This is a genomic window from Qipengyuania aquimaris, assembly GCF_020171965.1.
Taxonomy (GTDB): Bacteria; Pseudomonadota; Alphaproteobacteria; order Sphingomonadales; family Sphingomonadaceae; genus Qipengyuania; species Qipengyuania aquimaris_A.
Genome location: NZ_JAIUZK010000001.1, coordinates 342,943 through 359,177 on the forward strand (window position 1 = coordinate 342,943; position 16,235 = coordinate 359,177).

Sequence of the window (16,235 nt, forward strand, 5' to 3'; positions counted from 1 at the left end):
CGTCGGTCAAATCCCTGCCATCGAGCAGATCACGGACCATTCGTCGGGCTTGATTTCCGCGACCGACAGGCGCGAGAGGCGTACGAGTTCGCAATCCTCGAGCTTTGGTTCGGCCTTGATCTGCTTCAGCGTCACCGGGCTCGGCAGCTTGGTCTTCGGTACGACCTTTACCGCGGCCCACTTGCCTTCAGGATCGGTCGGATCGGTGATCCCGGCCACGCTGACTTCGCAAATGCCGACGATCTCCAGCCCTTCGCGCGAGTGGTAGAAGAACGCCTGGTCGCCCACTTCCATGGCCGCGAGGTTGTTCTTGGCGCGGTGATTGCGAACGCCGTCCCAGGTGCCTTCCTTCTCGGCGACAAGGTCGTCCCAGCTATATTTGAAGGGTTCCGATTTCATCAGCCAGTAACGGGCCATTCGCAAAATTCTCCTGGTCAGCTTCGATAATTTTCCGGCGGCCTAGCGCGCAGGACGCCATTTGGCCAGAAAGCGCGCCGCGACAGCGGGTTCCGGTTAACGGCTTTTTAGACATCGTCCCTTAGGCACGCATGAAACACGAGTGTGTCCGGGGGACCTTTTGGGCAAGAACATCTCAGGATTGCGGCAGGACCAGCCGGAACGTGCATCGCATGACCTCGCGGGATCGACACGCCACGACCTGGTCACGCAGGGGATCGCCTTTGCCGCGATGATCCTGTTCGTCGGCACCGCCGGCGTCGCCCTGCCCAACATCATCAAGACGTGGAGCGGATCGGTCGGCGGTCCCGATGCGGTCCTTACCAATGCCCTCATTCTCAACATTGCGCTCATCCTGCTTGGATGGCGGCGTTACAAGGCGCTGAATGCCGAGCTGGCAGAGCGTCGCCAGTCCGAAGAGGAAGCCCGCCGCCTCGCCGAGATCGACGATCTTACCGGATGCCTCAACCGCCGCAGTTTCGCGGCACGGCTCGCGATCCTCCTCGAACAGGAATGCAATTCCGAGCGGGCGCTGGCCGCGATTGCGGTCGACCTCGACAATTTCAAGCAGGTCAACGATCTCAACGGCCATGCGGCAGGCGACGCAGTCCTGCGGGCGACCGCGGAAAGGCTGCAGCGGGTTCTTCCCGCAGGCGGTGTGCTTGCCCGGATCGGCGGCGACGAATTCCTGTGCGTGGTGCCTTACCACGCATCTGCGCCTGACCGGATCGAGCATCTGGCGACGCGAATGGTCGACCGTGTAGCAACCGCGGTAAGCCACGACGATATCGCCTTGGATGTCACCGTTTCGATTGGCATCGCCAGCTCAATCCACCTGGACTCCCACACCGAAGGATCGAGCGGCGCGCAGGACCTGATGCACAAGGCGGATATCGCCATGTATCACGCCAAGAAGCAGGGTAAGAACCGCTTCTACTGGTTCGAAGCGCCGATGGAAAACGAGCTGCGGTTCCGCAACAAGCTGGAATCGGGCATTCGCGCCGGCATCGCGAATGGGGAATTCGTCCCCTATTACGAACAGCAAATCGACCTAGAGACCGACAAGCTGGTCGGTTTCGAAATGCTCGCGCGCTGGGAATCGCCGGAACTGGGCGTGGTGGGGCCGGACATCTTCATTCCGATCGCGGAAGAGATCGGTGTCATTGGCGAATTGTCCGAAAAACTGATCGCGCAGGCTTTCGAAGACGCGAAGCAGTGGGATCACCAACTGACCCTGTCGGTCAACATCTCGCCCGTGCAGATGCGCGATCCGTGGTTCGCCCAGAAGGTGCTGAAGCTACTCGTCAAGCACCGTTTCCCGCCGCACCGCCTGGATATCGAAATCACCGAGACCTGCCTCCATGAAAACATCGGCATGGTGCGCTCTATGATCACATCCCTGCGCAATCAGGGCGTTCACGTCAGCCTCGACGATTTCGGGACCGGCTATTCCAGCCTGTCGCAGCTGCGCAGCCTCCCCTTTGACCGCCTCAAGATCGACCGCACGTTCATCAGCGAGTTGCGCGCTGACGAGAACAACACTGCCTTGGTCGATGCGATCGTGGCGATGAGCGATGGCCTGAAATTGCCGATCACGGCCGAAGGCATCGAGAACGAGGCGATCCACGAAGTTCTCAAGACCATGGGCCGCATGAAGGGCCAGGGCTACCACTATGGCCGCCCCGAACCCGCAGCGAAGGTGCTCGAGCGGCTGTCGGCACAGGAACTCCTGGCCTCGGAAAGCGACGATGTCCTCGACCTCGAGGCCGAGCGCAAGAAACGCGACGACAAGGCCGAGAGCGGCAAGCGCGCGGGCTGATACTTTACGATAGCCCCCCGAAGGCATAGATGCGCGCCAAGATGCGCATTCCCTTCATCAAGATGCATGGACTAGGCAATGATTTCGTCGTGCTCGATGCGCGCGAGAATGCCCTGCCCGATCTGGAAGAGAATATCGCTCGCGGTATCGCCGACCGGCATACCGGTATCGGTTGCGACCAGCTGATCCTGTTGCAGCCCAGCGAAAATGCAGATTTCCGCATGCGGATTTACAATCATGACGGGAGTGAAGTGGGCGCGTGCGGCAACGCAACACGCGCTGTTGCCATGCTGCATGGCAGTGACGCTACGATCGAGACGGCTGGCGGCATGCTGGCAGCCTCGCCGCGCGACGGCGGTGCCAGCGTCGACATGGGCGGGCCGCGCTTCGACTGGGATGCGATCCCGCTCGCCTATCCCATGGACACGCTGTCCATGCCCGTCAGCTGGGAAATGCTGGAAAATCCCGGGGTGGTGAATGTCGGCAATCCGCATGTGATCTTCTTCGTGGACGATTGCGATGCGGTCCCGCTCGACCGGCTGGGACCGGAGATCGAAAATGACCCGCTGTTCCCCGAACGCGTGAACGTGAACGTCGCGACCATCGAAGACCGCAGCAGGATCAGGCTGCGCGTGTGGGAACGCGGCGCGGGCCTGACCAAGGCGTGCGGTACGGGTGCCTGCGCGACGGCAGTCCATGCCATGCGCCGACGGCTCGTCGATAGTGACGTGACCGTTGCCCTGCCCGGAGGCGACCTGCAGATCGCCTGGAGCGAGGGCGAAACCATTCGCATGACCGGCCCTGCCAGCGAAAGCTTCCGCGGTTCTTTCGAGTGGGACGACTACGCATGAACGCGCCCGCCAGAAGGCCGCAGATCGTGTCGCTGGGCTGCCGCCTCAACATCTCCGAAAGCGAGCGGATGCGCACCATGCTGGCAGGCGAGGAAAACCTCGTCGTGGTCAACAGCTGCGCGGTCACCAGCGAGGCAGTGCGACAGACGCGGCAGGCCATCCGCCGCGCGCGCCGCGCCAATCCCGATGCCCGCCTGCTGGTCACCGGATGCGCCGCCGAGATCGAGCGCGACGAGCTGGCCGCCATGCCCGAGGTCGATGGCCTCATCGCCAATGACGCCAAGCTCGACCCGCGCGCATGGAACGTCCCGGCGCAAGCTCCGCCCGTCCCCAAGCGCCGCACGCGTGCCTTCGTGGCCGTGCAGAACGGCTGCGACCACGCCTGCACCTTTTGCGTCATCCCGCAGGGGCGCGGTGCCAGCCGCTCGATGTCCGTCGACGAGGTGATCCGCGAAGTAGCCCTCCACGTGGACCAGGGCGCTGCCGAGGTGGTGCTGACCGGCGTCGATGTCACCTCGTGGGGTCACGACCTTCCAGGCAAGCCGCAGTTGGGCGCGATGGTGCGCGCCGTGCTCGACGCATTCCCCACCCTGCCCCGTCTCAGAATGTCGTCGCTCGACGGCATCGAGATCGACGAGGCCCTGTTCGAACTGTTCGCCGGCGAGCCGCGCCTGATGCCGCATCTCCACCTGTCCATGCAGCATGGGCACGATCTCATCCTCAAGCGCATGAAGCGCCGCCACAGCCGCGCCGATGCGGTCGATCTGGTGCGTCGCCTGAAGGACCGCCGCCCCGATCTCGCCGTTGGTGCCGACCTCATCGCCGGTTTTCCGACCGAGACCGAGGAGCACCACGAGGCCAATCTCTCGATCATTCGCGAGCTCGGCATCGTGCACGGTCACATCTTCCCCTATTCGCCCCGCCCCGGCACCCCCGCAGCGCGGATGCCGCAACTGGACCGCGCGACGATCAAGCAGCGCGCTGCCGAACTGCGCGAGGCAGTGTCGAAGACCCGTGCAGAATGGCTGGCAACGCTCGTCGATAAGCCACTCAATGTCCTCGCGGAACGCGACGGCACTGGCTATGCGGAAAACTTCGCGCGGGTGGACATGCCCGCCGGTACCGAGCCGGGGCAGATCGTCACGATCACCCCCACCAAATTCGAGGACGACCTCCTGGCATGAGCAAACCCAGCTGGACCGAGCGCCTGTTCGGCGGCTTCAAGAAGACGTCGGAACGCCTGTCCGAAAACCTGACCGAAGTCGTCAGCAAGGCGAAGCTGGACGATGCGACACTCGACGATGTCGAGGATGCTCTCATCATGTCCGACCTCGGCCCGAGCGCTGCTGCGCGCATTCGCGAGAAACTGCGCGACAAGCGTTTCGGCCTGGAAATCAGCGCGCAGGAACTAAAGGAAGCGGTCGCCGAGGAAATCGCCGCAATCCTGCGCCCCGTTGCAAAGCCGCTCGAAATCACGGCCTTCCCGCGTCCGCAGGTCCTGCTCGTGATCGGGGTGAACGGCAGTGGCAAGACGACCACCATCGCCAAGCTCGCGCACCTTTTCGTCGAGGACGATTACAACGTCATGCTCGCCGCCGGAGATACGTTCCGCGCGGCCGCCATCGGCCAGCTCCAGACCTGGGCTGACCGCGTGGGCGTACCCATAGTGCGCGGCCCGGAAGGCGGCGACCCCGCCTCGATCGTGTTCGACGCGGTCAAGAAGGGCACCGAGATCGGCACCGATGTGCTGATCGTCGATACCGCCGGTCGCCTGCAGAACAAGCGCGAGCTGATGGACGAGCTGGCCAAGATCCGCAAAGTCCTCGGCCGTCTCAACCCCGAAGCGCCGCATGACGTGGTGCTGGTGCTCGATGCCACCAACGGCCAGAACGCACTGTCCCAGATCGACGTCTTCAAGGAAGTGGCAGGCGTCACCGGTCTCGTCATGACGAAGCTCGACGGAACCGCGCGCGGCGGCGTGCTGGTGCAGGCGGCGGAACAATACGGCCTGCCGATCCACGCCATTGGCGTCGGCGAAAAGATCGACGATTTGCGCCCCTTCGATCCCGACCTCGTGGCGCGCGTCATTGCGGGAATTGCCTGATGAGCGAAGCGAAACCCAAACAGAAAACCGGCTGGCTGCATACGCTGGTCGATTACGGCCCGCTGCTGGTCTTCCTCGGTGTCTACAAGCTCTACGAACCGCCCGAGACCTCGACATTCGGCGAGATTGCGGCAGTGATATACGGCACGATCGCCTTCATGGTCGCCGCCGTGGTCGCCCTCGCCTTCAGCAAATGGAAGTTCGGCAAGGTCAGCCCGATGCTGATCCTGTCGACGACGCTGATTGTGGGCTTCGGCGCATTGACGATCTGGCTGCAGGACGAGCGCTTCATCCAGTTCAAGCCGACGGCGATCTACCTGCTGTTCGGCGTGGTCCTGATAATCGGCTGGCTGCGTAACCGGGCGTGGCTTCAGGTCCTGCTCGAAGCCGCCTTCGAGGGCGTCACCCATGAGGGCTGGCTCAAGCTGTCGCGCAATTGGGGTTTCTTCTTCTTCGCGCTGGCAGGCCTCAACGAGGTGCTGGTGCGCACGATGAGCTTCGAAGGCTGGCTCTGGGCGAAGCTGTGGGTCTTCCTGCCGCTGACCTTCCTGTTCACCTTCACGCAGCTACCCATGCTGCTGCGCCACGGCCTCTCGTTCGAGGATGCCGACGAGGTCATGCAGGACGAACCGCCGACTGGGTGATCGGGGAAACGCTTTCCTACTGCGGGCGCCCTGCGGCAGAGATGCCCAATGGCATTACCGACCGATCCAGAAGTAGCGACGCAGCGACCTGTCACCCTGTCGGGCGCGAGAATTTCGCTTCCAATTCAGTGTAATAAAGCCAAATCCGGAAGTTGACAGAGTGTCGCCTTTGTCACCCCGACCTCTTACGTCAGCGTCAAATCTCGACCTGGCTGCCAAGCTCGACCACGCGGTTGGTCGGCAGCCTGAAAAAGTCCATCGCGGTCGCCGCATTCCTCAGCATCCAGGCGAAGATCTTCTCGCGCCAGATCGGCATGCCCGGTTTCTCGCTGGGCAAGAGCGTCTGGCGCGACAGGAAGAAGCTTGTGTGCATCATGTCGAACTCGCCGCCGCACCGGCCCATTTCCTTCAAGCCCTGCGGCACGTCGGTTTCCTGCATGAAGCCGTAGTGCAGAACGGCACGGTAGAAACCGTCGCCCAGATCGACCATCTCGCAACGTTCGCTGGCGTCGACATAGGGGGTGTCGTCGATCAGCACGGTCAGGATCACCACCCGCTCGTGCAGCACCTTGTTGTGCTTGATGTTGTGCAGCAGCGCGGAGGGAACGCCAGCCGTCTGGCTGGCCATGAAGATCGCCGTACCGGGCACGCGGGTGGCACTGTTCTTGGCGCTCTTGGCGAAGATTTCGATGGGAAGCGCCGTCTCGCTCATCCGTTCGCGCATCAGCTTGCGTCCGCGCGCCCAGGTGGTGAGCAGCGTGAACGCCACAAGGCCGACGACCAGCGGGAACCAGCCGCCATCCGGGATCTTGACGAGATTGGCCGCGAAATAGGCGCCGTCGACGATCAGGAAGAAAGTCACCACGGGCAGAGCGTACCACCACTTCCATTTCCACACCCCGACGAACAGCACGCCCATAAGCAGCGTGTCGATGGTCACCGCACCGGTCACCGCAATCCCGTAGGCGCTGGCGAGGTTGGACGAGTTCTGGAAGGTAAGAACGAGGATGATGACCGCCACCATCAGCGCCCAGTTGATAACCGGGATGTAGATCTGGCCTGCCTCGGTCTCGCTGGTGTGGCGGATCGACATGCGCGGCATGAAGCCCAGCTGCATGGCCTGGTGGGTAATCGAGAACGCGCCGGAGATAACCGCCTGGCTGGCGATGAACGTCGCCATGGTGGCGAGGATAACCAGCGGCAGGCGATATTCCTCGCTCGCCAGCAGGAAGAAGGGGTTCGCCGCGGCAATGGCCGCCTGCTCCGGCGGGAGCCCCGCAATCATCGCGCCCTGCCCGAAATAGTTCAGCAACAGGCACGGCATCACGAAGCCGAACCAGCTCAGGCGCATCGGTCCGCGGCCGAAGTGCCCCATGTCGGAATAAAGAGCTTCGGAACCGGTTACCGCGAGCACGACCGCGCCCAGCGCGAGGAATGCCACGACGCCGTCGGTGACGAAGAACATGAAGGCGTAATAGGGGTTCAAGGCCCACAGGATGTCGGGATTCTGCCAGATCTGGTTTAATCCCAGTCCGGCAATGGTCACGAAATAGACGATCATGACCGGCGCGAAGAGCGCCCCCACCTTCGCAGTCCCGCGGCTTTGCAACAGGAACAGGCAGACCAGAAGGACAAGGGCGATCGGTATGACCAGCGGGTCCAGCCGGTGATCGACCACCGTCAGGCCCTCGACTGCGGACAGGACGGAAATCGCCGGGGTAATCATAGAGTCGCCATAGAAAAGCGACGTCGCGAATACCCCCAGCAGGACTACCAGCCAGCCCCATCGCGACTTGCCGATATGGCGGCTGAGCAGCGCAACAAGAGCGAGGCTGCCGCCCTGCCCCTTGTTGTCCGCACGCATGAGAATGGTGACATACTGGATCGCCACGACGATCAGCATCGACCAGAAAATCAGGCTGACGACGCCCAGGACGTGCATCCGGTCGATGGCGATATTCGCAGCACCGGTGAAGGTTTCGCGGAATGCGTAAAGCGGGCTCGTGCCGATATCGCCGAAGACGATACCTATAGCGCCGACCGCCAGCGCGGTCTTCGAAGCACCGTGGCCGTGGCCATGCGCCTGGCCGGGGCCTTCACGACGCGCACCATCGACCGCAGCCGTATCGACTGGAGTTGTGTTATCGGTGCTCAAAGGTGGGTTTCCGGCCGCATAATGTCATTCGCCTATCCGCGAAGTGTCTGTGTCCTTCGCAAGGTCGCGGCGCTTAGCACCGCCCCGCGACGCTCGCAATGGCCCAGACAAAGGTGTTACCGATCGGGATCGGCAGGCCTCGCCGCCATTTCGAGCAGCGCGTCGAGGCGAGCGAGCCTCATCTCAAAGTCTTCGCGCCACTCGGCATCCTCGGGCGCTGCTTCCAGCGCCTCCAGCCAAAGTTCGCGTGTCCGGGCAGGCTCGCCGCCGCGAAGCCAGGAAAGGCCGAGGAAATAGCGCGCTCCGCCGTTCTCCGGTTGCAGCTTGGCAGCGCGTTCGAATGCGTAGATCGCCGCAGGCGTCAGATTGCCTTCCGCATGTTCGACCAGCGCAATGCCCGTTGCCAGCCAAGCCTCTGTATCTGAAGGGTTTTCACTGATCGCATTCGCATAAAGACCGGTGGCCTGCGCATAGTCTCCGCGGCGGGCGAAACCGTCCCCGGTCACGATCCAGCGGCTGGGCAATTGGCCCTCGCCGAAGAATTCGCGGCGGGCAGAGACCAGGAGTTCGCCGCTCTGTGCCTCTGAACCAACCGCAGCCTTGGGAGCGCTACCCTGACCGGGCGAACCCTGCATGGCGTAGCCCGCCAGGCCGAAAATCAGCGTCGCCCCGAGCAATGTCCACAAGCTGCGCGGCAGGCGCAGGAAAGCGACGGCGGCCACGAAAGCAACAAGCGCGAGGAGGATGATCGGCAACCAGGTCATGCCTTGCCCTTACCGAATCGGCGCCACAATATCGCAGCAATGGCGAGGAGGAAGACTATCGGCAGAACGAACAGCGGCCATGTCCGTGCACTCACCACGGGGGCATAGCTGACATAGTCGCCATAGCGTTGCATGAGCCAGGCGCGGACTTCTTCCGGCTGCTCGCCGGCCGCGATCCGTATGCGGACCTGGTGCCGCATGTCGCCGGCCATCGGCGCGTCGCTGTCCGCGATCGATTGCGACTGGCATTTCAGGCAGCGCAGTGTTTCCATCAACTCCTGCGCCGCAGCTTCCTGCGCGGGATCGTCCAACTGGCGATAAGCGTAAGGGGCAGGCGGCGCGCTGCCCTGCGCCAGCGTCGGGACGGCGACTACCGCCATGAGAATTGCCGCAAGCAGTCTCACGCGCCGGCTTCCCGCAGCTTCTCGAGCAGGACGGGCACGTCATCCGCACGGATGTCGCCGATGTGCTGGTAAGTGATCACCCCGTTGCCATCGATGACGAAGGTTTCGGGCACACCGGAAGAGCCGATAGCCAGCTGCACTTCCGAAAGGTCGTCACGCCCGATGCGGGTATAGGGGTTGCCGTGTCGCGCAAGGAACTGCGCCACGTCTTCGGGATCATCACGGATCGCGATGCCGACGATCTCGGCGCCCTGTTCCTTCAAGGCCTCAAGCTGCGGGGCCTCGGCGATACAGGGCAGGCACCAGCTCGCCCAGATATTGAGAAGACGCGGCTTCCCGTCCCTGAGGCCTGCCGTGGTGACGCCGGGGTTTTCGGAATGCGCAGGCGGCAGTTCGAAATAGGGCAGTTCCTGTCCGATCATGCCGCTCGCGACGACGTCGTCCTTCGGCTGCGTCAGCTGATAGGCCGCGACGCCGAGGAAGAGCGCGAAGAGCATCAGAGGCAGCCAGACACGCCAGTTCATCGCAATTCCTCCATATCGGCGCGGCGCACCTCGATCTTCCGGCGGATCGAGCGGCGCTTCAGATCGCGGCGGACGCGGCCGATGATCGCGAGCACCCCGCCCAGCGCCATCAGCACTCCGCCGTACCAGATCAGCGTCACGAAAGGCTTCCACCACAGGCGCAATTGCCACCTGCCATCGTCGGCCTCGCTACCCATCACAGCGTAAAGCTGGCCATTCCAACGAGTGAGTAGGACGCTTTCCGTGGTCTGTTGCGGCGGAGCCCAGAAATTGCGGGACTGGGGCGCAATCTCGCTGGGTTCACCGCCCTTGTAGCTGGCAAGCATCCGGCCTTCGATCGCGGTCCAGTTGGGTCCGGCAACCGGTTCGATACCATCCAGCGTCACTTCCCAAGGTCCGACCTGGGTAGACTGCCCGACTTCCAGGGCTGCCAGTTTCTCGCTTGAAAACGCACTTTCGCTGGCCATTCCGAAGAGGGCGACGGCTATGCCGAAATGGGCCATCACCATGCCCCAGACCGAGACCGGGAGGCGTCGGAGGTTGCGTCCCCTCAGTGGAAGGAAGCTTGCCACGCCCAGTGCGATTGCCAGCGCCAGTCCCAAGAGCGGAAGGATCGCAACGCCCTCGAACAAAGCAAAGAAAATCAGCCCCGCGACGATGATCGCGGCGATAAGCGCGAGTTCCTTGGAAATGCGCCCGAAGCTGTCGCGCCGCCACCGCAGCAGCGGGCCCACGGCCATGACCGCCAGCATCGGCAGGGCGAATATCGCCGATACCGGATTGAAATATGGCGGGCCGACAGACACGCGCACATCGAAGGCCTCGGTCAGCAACGGATAGAGCGTCCCCAGAAGGACCACTGCAAGGATCGCGCTCAGCATGACATTGTTGAAAACCAGCGCGCCCTCGCGACTGGCCACGCTAAAGCGTTCCCCTTCGCTGATCGAGTTGGCACGCAGCGCGAAGAGGAGGAGAGCGCCCCCAATGTAGATCGCGAGCAATGCCAGGATGAAGCTGCCACGTTCGGGATCGACGGCGAAGGCGTGCACACTGGTCAGGACGCCCGAGCGCACCAGGAAAGTCCCGAGCATGCTCATGGAGAAGGCGATCACGCCCAGCATGATGGTCCAGACCCGCAAGGCATCGCGGCTCGCAAGGACACTGACGGAATGGAGCAGCGCGGTCGCTGCCAGCCAGGGCATTAGGGACGCATTCTCGACCGGGTCCCAGAACCACCAGCCGCCCCAGCCGAGCTCGTAATAGGCCCAATAGCTACCGGCCGTAATACCAAGCGTCAGGAGAACCCAGGCGCCGAGCACCCAAGGACGCATGGCACGAGCGAAATCGGGCGTGACGGATCGGGTCAGCATGGCGCCGACGGCGAAACTGAAAGCTACCGACAGTCCGACATAGCCGAAATAGAGCGTCGGCGGATGGAAGGCGAGACCGATATCCTGCAGCAGCGGATTGAGCCCCTGCCCTTCAGCCGCAGGGATCGGCAGACGCTCGAACGGGTTCGAGCTGAGCAACAGGAAAGCATAGAAACCCAGCGCGACAAAGCCTTGTGCCGCCAATGTCGCCTGCATGGTGCGTTCCGGAAGGCGTCGTTCGACCGCGGCAATCAATGCGCCGGCCAGCGCCATGACCGTAACCCACAGGAGCATGGAGCCTTCGTGGTTCCCCCATGCGCCAGAGAGCTTGAAGATCATCGGCTTCATCGAGTGGGAATTTGCGGCCACCAGTTTGACCGAAAGATCCGTTATCGCAAACACCCAGAGCAAAGCCGCAAAGGCGAATGCAGCAAGTCCTCCCTGAAGGATCGCAGCGGGACGCGAGAGAATTGCGATGCCCTCGTCTTCTCCATCACGGATACCGAGTGCGCCTGCCACCAGTTGCAGGACGGCCAAAGCCGCCGCCATCCACAGCGCGGCATGACCGAGTTCTGCGATCATTCGAGGCCCACCGTGGTCTCTTCGGCCATCTCGGCTGCCTGGTGTTCGCTCATGCCTTCCAGTTCGCGCGGCACGTAATTCTCGTCGTGCTTGGCGAGCAGGTTGTCCGCGACAAAGGTTCCGCTTGCATCGAGGCGGCCCTCGGCCACCACGCCCGACCCTTCGACGAAGAGGTCAGGAAGGATGCCGGCAAACCGCACGGGAATGCGGGAGTTTTCGCGACCGGTTACGGCAAAGGTGACGGTGATGCCGTCGGCCTGCTTTTCCAGTGAACCGGGTTCGACCATCCCGCCAAGACGCACGGCCTGTCCGGGCTCGGGGGGATTTTCCGCCATTTGCTCGGGCAGGTAGAAGTAGCTGGCCTGGTTGCGCAGGGCATAGCTTGCCAACAGTCCGGCGCCGATCAGAGCGATCAGGGCGAGGACGATGAGGATCAGCCTTTGGTGTTTCGCCTTCATCGCGCTTTCCTCGTGGCGGAACGCACGTTCTCGCGGCGCCTTTCCGCGCGCTTCATCGCAATCCAGCTCCAGGCAATCATGCCCAGCGTCCCGATGACCGCCACGACATATGCCGCCAGCACGAAATCCCACTGGTCGAGAGCTTCACGCATTTCAGTCCGCCTCCAGCGCGCGCCGCCGCAAGCGGGCTTCCGCCTGTATGTCGGCAAGAAGAGCACGCATCCGTGCAAGCACTACCCCGCCGAAAATCAGCGAGAAGCCGAGTACCGCCAGAAACAGCGGCTGCAGGAAAACCGCGTCGATCGCGCTTTTGCCCATAGTGATGCTGGGCGGCTGGTGGAGCGAATTCCACCACACGACGCTGCGATTGATGATCGGGATGTTGACCGCGCCAAGCAGACCGAAAATCGCCGGAATGCGCGCGGATACGCCCTCGCGTTCGGCAGCCTGCGCCAACGCGATGTAAGCGAGATACAGGAACGCCAGCACAAGCATGCTGGTCAATCGTCCGTCCCACACCCACCACGTGCCCCAGGTCGGCCGCCCCCAGATAGAGCCGGTCGCGAGACAGATAATAGTGAACACGAGGCCAGGTACTGCTGCCGCTCGCGCGGCGATGGCGGCCAGCGGATGGCGCCATACCAGAAACACGAGGCTGGAAATCGCAATCGCGCTCCACCCGCCCATGCCAAGCCATGCTGTTGGAACGTGGATGAAGAGAATGCGGACGGTCTCTCCCATCAGGCGATCAGGGGGAACCGAGGTGACGCCCCAGAACAACGCGACTGCCGTCGCGATGAGGCCACTCACGAGCAACAGCGGCGTCAGCCACTGCGCAAGGGAAAGGAACCGTTTGGGATTGGCGAAGCCGTGCATGATCGAAAGCCGTCGCCCGCGCTTTTACAGGCGCAGGCCTGACCCGCAAGTGAAGATCGCGCCTATCCGCGCCCGATGAGGGCCTGCGCCAAGCGGTCGGCAACCTGATCGGGCGATTCGCCGGTCTTGTCGCTTTCCTGCCAGATTTCTTCCAGCCGCCCGGGAATGAGGGCGATACGCTTGCGCACCTCGTTGATGTCGCACGGCGCTTCGTCCTGGCGGCACAGGTACTCGAGAGTGACGGAGATGATTCCGCCCGCGTTGATGACGTAATCGGGTGCATAGAGGATGCCACGCTTCGCCAGCATCGGGCCATGCTCCGGCCGTTTCAACTGGTTGTTCGCGCCGCCCGCCACGATCTTGCAATCGAGTCGGCCGATACCCTCGTCATCGAGGATCGCGCCAAGCGCATTCGGGCTGAATACGTCGCACGGGACCGACATGATCGCGTCGCTTGCCACGCATTCGGCATCGAGTTCGGTTGCCAGCGCACGGCAGCGATCTTCGCTGATATCCGAAAGGGTGAGCTTCGCGCCTTCCTTGGCCAGCAGCCTCGCAACGCTGCCACCGACACTGCCGACCCCCTGGAGGGCGACGTGCACACCGTCCATGCTATCCTTGCCAAGCTTGTGCTTCACAGCGGCCTTGATGCCGAGGAAAATGCCGAGCGCGGTGAACGGGCCGGGGTCGCCACCGGCAGCGTCCTCGCCCTCGACCGGCAGTCCGGATACGTACTGCGTGCGCTGAGCTACCGCTGCCATGTCGGCTTCGGAGATACCCACGTCTTCGGCAGTCACATACTGGCCGCCAAGCGCGTCGACCGCGTCTGCAAAGGCAGCGAGCATTTCGGGGGTCTTGGTCTTGTCGCTATCCGCCAGGATGACGGCCTTGCCGCCGCCCATCGGCAGGCCGGCCATGGCGTTCTTGTAACTCATCCCGCGTGAAAGGCGCAGGGCATCGCGCATGGCTGCCTCCGGCTCCGCATAGTGCCAGAAGCGCGTGCCACCGGCGCCGGGGCCCAGATGCGTGGAATGAAGCGCGATAATCGCAGTCAGGCCGCTCTTCCGGTCGCGAACGAGCTGCACGAGCTCGTGATCGTCAAAGTCCGTTTCGGTCCAGAAAGCCGTCATCGCTATGCCCCTTGCAAGGAGTTCAACATGCTGCGCGAAGGGGAGAAAATGGGGCGATCGACGGGGTTCGAACCCGCGACCTCCGGTACCACAAACCGGCGCTCTAACCAACTGAGCTACGATCGCCACACGCCCCCGGAACGCAGCCGGGTAGGCGGCACATAATCGCGGGCGAGCGGGCGTCAACCCGCCTTCCGCAACGGCGCGTGCCTGTTGCACAATGTGCGCCCGATGGGAAGGGAAAAAAGCGTGTGCGGGGTCTGGCACGCAACTATCTTACGACCCCTTGCAGCGGCTGCACCCGCGACTATCGTGCGAGCCGATGATCGGACCGGGCGAATCTTCTGCCGAAACACTGTTAGCCCGTCCGGGCGTGCAACGTGTTCCTTCGGACAGGCTAGAGCTGTTCCAGCTGAAAAATTTCGTCAGCCCTTCCCTGTGCGAAACGCTGATCGAACTGATCGAGAAGGATCGCCGTCCTTCCACTCTCGCAGATGCGGGGGACGATCGATATTTCCGCACCAGCGAGACCTGCGACCTCGAGCCGGAAGAACCTGCGGTTCGCGAGATGGAGGCGTTGTTCAGCGCTCTGAACGGTATCGATCCGACCCACGGCGAACCGCTGCAAGGCCAGCGCTACGATGTGGGCCAGGAGTTCAAACCGCACTGCGACTACTTCAACCGCGACGGACAGGATTGGGACAAATATTGTTCCGTCGCAGGCCAGCGCACCTGGACTTTCATGGTCTACCTCAACGATGTCGAAGCCGGTGGCGCAACGCGGTTCAAGGCGATCAAGAAGAACTTCCAACCAGAAACCGGCAAGCTGGTGTGCTGGAACAACATGCGTCCCGATGGCTCGGAAAACCCGAATACGATCCATCATGGCATGAAAGTGCGCCGCGGCGTCAAATACGTCATAACGAAATGGTATCGCGAAAAGCCGTGGGGTTGGTAGGATGATCGAAGGCGGAAAGATCCACGAAGGCGGCTGCCACTGCGGAACGGTGAGGTTTCGCTTCACCATGCCCAACGCGCCGGTAATCAGGCGCTGCAATTGTACGATCTGTGCGATGAAGGGCGTGGTCATGGTCGACGTGCCGATGGCCGATTGCACGATCACGGCCGGCGAGGACGCCCTCACCCTGTACACTTTCGGAAGCGGGCAAGCGCAGCATCGCTTTTGCTCGAAATGCGGTATCCACCCCTTCCACCAGTTGCGATCGGAACCCGATCACTACGGTCTCAATCTTGCCTGCATCGACGGCATGACAATCTACGACCTGCCGGAGATCGAGGTCTTCGACGGACAGAACCACCCGGCCGATAGCGGCGACTACAATTACATCGGCGTGATGCGTTTCGAACGCTACGAAGATTGATCCGTATCAATTACGGGCAATCCGCCCATTGCTAATTCTCCCTGAGACGAAGGGAGAAATCGCGATGACCGACTACAGCGGCCTCAAACAACAGCTCGAACGGCGCCTTGCCGATCTGCTCGACCGTGCAGAGGTGATCGAGGATGATCTGCGGCACCCCTTGGATGCCGATTTCGGCGAACAGGCAATCGACCTTGCCGACGACGAGGCTCTGGAAGGGGTCGACGACGTATTGCGCGCGGAAATCGGACAGGTGCGCAATGCACTGCTGAGGATAGAAAACGGCACCTATGGCACTTGCGCCAATTGCGGCAAGCCGATCGCCGAAGCCCGCCTGCAGGCGCGCCCGATCGCCACGCGCTGCATCGAATGTGCTGCCTGACCGAAACGAAAAAGGGCGGCCCCGCAGGACCGCCCTTTGAATTCGGTAATGCCCGAAAGCTTACTTCTTGAGGCTGATGCCGCCGAAGCGCTTGTTGAAGGCTGCGACGCGGCCGCCTTCCTGAAGCTGCTGCTTGCCGCCGGTCCATGCCGGGTGGCTCGTCGGGTCGATTTCCAGCGTCAGGGTTTCGCCTTCGCTGCCCCAGGTGGAGCGCGTCTGGAATTCGGTGCCATCGGTCATCTTGACCGTGATCATGTGGTAATCGGGGTGACCTTCGGCCTTCATGATAAACGTCCTTCTAGCTTCGGAGCGGTTCCGACCGGTCCAGCTGTGT

Annotated in this window: 19 protein-coding genes and 1 tRNA gene; 8 read left to right on the plus strand and 12 right to left on the minus strand. The window is 62.6% G+C overall.

From position 1 onward, the window contains the following. Nucleotides 1–6 precede the first annotated feature (6 nt). Nucleotides 7–417: an EVE domain-containing protein gene (locus LCM24_RS01675; protein WP_224802481.1), complete on the minus strand. Its 411-nt coding sequence runs from the start codon at nucleotides 415–417 to the stop codon at nucleotides 7–9. Between the two features lie 160 nt (nucleotides 418–577). Here LCM24_RS01675 and LCM24_RS01680 point away from each other — a divergent pair, with 160 nt between their 5' ends. Genes LCM24_RS01680 through LCM24_RS01700 form a run of 5 tightly spaced genes read left to right on the plus strand, consistent with a single transcriptional unit; the run spans nucleotide 578 to nucleotide 5,874 of the window. Further along, complete coding sequence (locus LCM24_RS01680; RefSeq protein ID WP_224802482.1) at nucleotides 578–2,275, plus strand: putative bifunctional diguanylate cyclase/phosphodiesterase; 1,698 nt, start codon at nucleotides 578–580, stop codon at nucleotides 2,273–2,275. 41 nt (nucleotides 2,276–2,316) lie between these two features. Beyond that, nucleotides 2,317–3,126: a diaminopimelate epimerase gene (gene dapF, locus LCM24_RS01685; protein ID WP_224803439.1), complete on the plus strand. Its 810-nt coding sequence runs from the start codon at nucleotides 2,317–2,319 to the stop codon at nucleotides 3,124–3,126. After that, nucleotides 3,123–4,310 carry a MiaB/RimO family radical SAM methylthiotransferase gene (locus LCM24_RS01690; RefSeq protein ID WP_224802483.1) on the plus strand — a complete coding sequence of 396 codons (1,188 nt, stop codon included), beginning with the start codon at nucleotides 3,123–3,125 and terminating at the stop codon, nucleotides 4,308–4,310. The genes dapF and LCM24_RS01690 overlap by 4 nt, the downstream gene beginning before the upstream one ends. Beyond that, complete coding sequence (gene ftsY, locus LCM24_RS01695; protein ID WP_090481444.1) at nucleotides 4,307–5,230, plus strand: signal recognition particle-docking protein FtsY; 924 nt, start codon at nucleotides 4,307–4,309, stop codon at nucleotides 5,228–5,230. Before LCM24_RS01690 ends, ftsY begins: the two co-directional genes overlap by 4 nt. After that, nucleotides 5,230–5,874, plus strand: coding sequence for an inner membrane-spanning protein YciB (locus tag LCM24_RS01700; RefSeq protein ID WP_224802484.1), 645 nt, complete (start codon nucleotides 5,230–5,232; stop codon nucleotides 5,872–5,874). Before ftsY ends, LCM24_RS01700 begins: the two co-directional genes overlap by 1 nt. A gap of 196 nt (nucleotides 5,875–6,070) precedes the next feature. On the opposite strand, the gene LCM24_RS01705 is transcribed toward LCM24_RS01700, so the two are convergent. The 10 genes from LCM24_RS01705 to LCM24_RS01750 all read right to left on the minus strand — a co-directional run bounded on the left by LCM24_RS01705 (nucleotide 6,071) and on the right by LCM24_RS01750 (nucleotide 14,263). Continuing rightward, the gene (locus tag LCM24_RS01705) at nucleotides 6,071–8,029 is read right to left on the minus strand and encodes a potassium transporter Kup (protein ID WP_224802485.1); all 1,959 of its coding nucleotides are present in this window, start codon (nucleotides 8,027–8,029) and stop codon (nucleotides 6,071–6,073) included. Nucleotides 8,030–8,145: 116 nt separating this feature from the next. Next, nucleotides 8,146–8,793 carry a tetratricopeptide repeat protein gene (locus LCM24_RS01710; protein ID WP_224802486.1) on the minus strand — a complete coding sequence of 216 codons (648 nt, stop codon included), beginning with the start codon at nucleotides 8,791–8,793 and terminating at the stop codon, nucleotides 8,146–8,148. Beyond that, on the minus strand, nucleotides 8,790–9,173 hold the full coding sequence (locus tag LCM24_RS01715) for a cytochrome c-type biogenesis protein (RefSeq protein ID WP_224803440.1): 384 nt from the start codon (nucleotides 9,171–9,173) through the stop codon (nucleotides 8,790–8,792). The genes LCM24_RS01710 and LCM24_RS01715 overlap by 4 nt, the downstream gene beginning before the upstream one ends. Before the next feature lie 20 nt (nucleotides 9,174–9,193). Next, the gene (locus LCM24_RS01720) at nucleotides 9,194–9,721 is read right to left on the minus strand and encodes a DsbE family thiol:disulfide interchange protein (protein WP_224802487.1); all 528 of its coding nucleotides are present in this window, start codon (nucleotides 9,719–9,721) and stop codon (nucleotides 9,194–9,196) included. After that, nucleotides 9,718–11,673, minus strand: coding sequence for a heme lyase CcmF/NrfE family subunit (locus LCM24_RS01725; RefSeq protein WP_224802488.1), 1,956 nt, complete (start codon nucleotides 11,671–11,673; stop codon nucleotides 9,718–9,720). Before LCM24_RS01725 ends, LCM24_RS01720 begins: the two co-directional genes overlap by 4 nt. Beyond that, nucleotides 11,670–12,131 carry a cytochrome c maturation protein CcmE gene (ccmE, locus tag LCM24_RS01730; protein ID WP_224802489.1) on the minus strand — a complete coding sequence of 154 codons (462 nt, stop codon included), beginning with the start codon at nucleotides 12,129–12,131 and terminating at the stop codon, nucleotides 11,670–11,672. The genes LCM24_RS01725 and ccmE overlap by 4 nt, the downstream gene beginning before the upstream one ends. Next, complete coding sequence (locus tag LCM24_RS01735; protein ID WP_224802490.1) at nucleotides 12,128–12,283, minus strand: hypothetical protein; 156 nt, start codon at nucleotides 12,281–12,283, stop codon at nucleotides 12,128–12,130. The genes ccmE and LCM24_RS01735 overlap by 4 nt, the downstream gene beginning before the upstream one ends. Nucleotide 12,284: 1 nt before the next feature. Further along, the gene (gene ccmC, locus LCM24_RS01740) at nucleotides 12,285–13,007 is read right to left on the minus strand and encodes a heme ABC transporter permease CcmC (RefSeq protein WP_224802491.1); all 723 of its coding nucleotides are present in this window, start codon (nucleotides 13,005–13,007) and stop codon (nucleotides 12,285–12,287) included. A gap of 62 nt (nucleotides 13,008–13,069) precedes the next feature. Continuing rightward, on the minus strand, nucleotides 13,070–14,137 hold the full coding sequence (locus LCM24_RS01745; RefSeq protein WP_224802492.1) for a Glu/Leu/Phe/Val family dehydrogenase: 1,068 nt from the start codon (nucleotides 14,135–14,137) through the stop codon (nucleotides 13,070–13,072). A 49-nt stretch (nucleotides 14,138–14,186) separates the two neighbouring features. Next, nucleotides 14,187–14,263: transfer RNA gene (locus LCM24_RS01750), tRNA-His, on the minus strand. A gap of 196 nt (nucleotides 14,264–14,459) precedes the next feature. Here LCM24_RS01750 and LCM24_RS01755 point away from each other — a divergent pair. The 3 genes from LCM24_RS01755 (at nucleotide 14,460) to LCM24_RS01765 (ending at nucleotide 15,901) form a co-directional block, all read left to right on the plus strand. Further along, nucleotides 14,460–15,095 carry a prolyl hydroxylase family protein gene (locus LCM24_RS01755; protein WP_224802493.1) on the plus strand — a complete coding sequence of 212 codons (636 nt, stop codon included), beginning with the start codon at nucleotides 14,460–14,462 and terminating at the stop codon, nucleotides 15,093–15,095. Nucleotide 15,096: 1 nt separating this feature from the next. After that, nucleotides 15,097–15,519, plus strand: a complete 423-nt coding sequence (locus LCM24_RS01760; protein ID WP_224802494.1) for a GFA family protein — start codon at nucleotides 15,097–15,099, stop codon at nucleotides 15,517–15,519. 64 nt (nucleotides 15,520–15,583) lie between these two features. Further along, nucleotides 15,584–15,901: a TraR/DksA family transcriptional regulator gene (locus tag LCM24_RS01765; protein ID WP_224802495.1), complete on the plus strand. Its 318-nt coding sequence runs from the start codon at nucleotides 15,584–15,586 to the stop codon at nucleotides 15,899–15,901. A gap of 60 nt (nucleotides 15,902–15,961) precedes the next feature. Here LCM24_RS01765 and rpmE read toward each other — a convergent pair whose 3' ends face one another. Further along, nucleotides 15,962–16,186 carry a 50S ribosomal protein L31 gene (rpmE, locus tag LCM24_RS01770; RefSeq protein WP_090481408.1) on the minus strand — a complete coding sequence of 75 codons (225 nt, stop codon included), beginning with the start codon at nucleotides 16,184–16,186 and terminating at the stop codon, nucleotides 15,962–15,964. Nucleotides 16,187–16,235 lie beyond the last annotated feature (49 nt).

Bases quoted from the DNA above. Each gene is read 5' to 3' on its own strand.
- LCM24_RS01675 (WP_224802481.1), bottom strand. From the start codon at position 417: ATGGCCCGTTACTGGCTGATGAAATCGGAACCCTTCAAATATAGCTGG.
- LCM24_RS01735 (WP_224802490.1), bottom strand. From the start codon at position 12,283: ATGCGTGAAGCTCTCGACCAGTGGGATTTCGTGCTGGCGGCATATGTC.
- LCM24_RS01690 (WP_224802483.1), top strand. From the start codon at position 3,123: ATGAACGCGCCCGCCAGAAGGCCGCAGATCGTGTCGCTGGGCTGCCGC.
- dapF (WP_224803439.1), top strand. From the start codon at position 2,317: ATGCGCATTCCCTTCATCAAGATGCATGGACTAGGCAATGATTTCGTC.
- LCM24_RS01755 (WP_224802493.1), top strand. From the start codon at position 14,460: ATGATCGGACCGGGCGAATCTTCTGCCGAAACACTGTTAGCCCGTCCG.
- ccmC (WP_224802491.1), bottom strand. From the start codon at position 13,007: ATGCACGGCTTCGCCAATCCCAAACGGTTCCTTTCCCTTGCGCAGTGG.
- rpmE (WP_090481408.1), bottom strand. From the start codon at position 16,186: ATGAAGGCCGAAGGTCACCCCGATTACCACATGATCACGGTCAAGATG.
- LCM24_RS01725 (WP_224802488.1), bottom strand. From the start codon at position 11,673: ATGATCGCAGAACTCGGTCATGCCGCGCTGTGGATGGCGGCGGCTTTG.
- LCM24_RS01710 (WP_224802486.1), bottom strand. From the start codon at position 8,793: ATGACCTGGTTGCCGATCATCCTCCTCGCGCTTGTTGCTTTCGTGGCC.
- LCM24_RS01745 (WP_224802492.1), bottom strand. From the start codon at position 14,137: ATGACGGCTTTCTGGACCGAAACGGACTTTGACGATCACGAGCTCGTG.
- LCM24_RS01700 (WP_224802484.1), top strand. From the start codon at position 5,230: ATGAGCGAAGCGAAACCCAAACAGAAAACCGGCTGGCTGCATACGCTG.
- LCM24_RS01715 (WP_224803440.1), bottom strand. From the start codon at position 9,173: ATGGCGGTAGTCGCCGTCCCGACGCTGGCGCAGGGCAGCGCGCCGCCT.
- LCM24_RS01720 (WP_224802487.1), bottom strand. From the start codon at position 9,721: ATGAACTGGCGTGTCTGGCTGCCTCTGATGCTCTTCGCGCTCTTCCTC.
- LCM24_RS01765 (WP_224802495.1), top strand. From the start codon at position 15,584: ATGACCGACTACAGCGGCCTCAAACAACAGCTCGAACGGCGCCTTGCC.
- ccmE (WP_224802489.1), bottom strand. From the start codon at position 12,131: ATGAAGGCGAAACACCAAAGGCTGATCCTCATCGTCCTCGCCCTGATC.
- ftsY (WP_090481444.1), top strand. From the start codon at position 4,307: ATGAGCAAACCCAGCTGGACCGAGCGCCTGTTCGGCGGCTTCAAGAAG.
- LCM24_RS01760 (WP_224802494.1), top strand. From the start codon at position 15,097: ATGATCGAAGGCGGAAAGATCCACGAAGGCGGCTGCCACTGCGGAACG.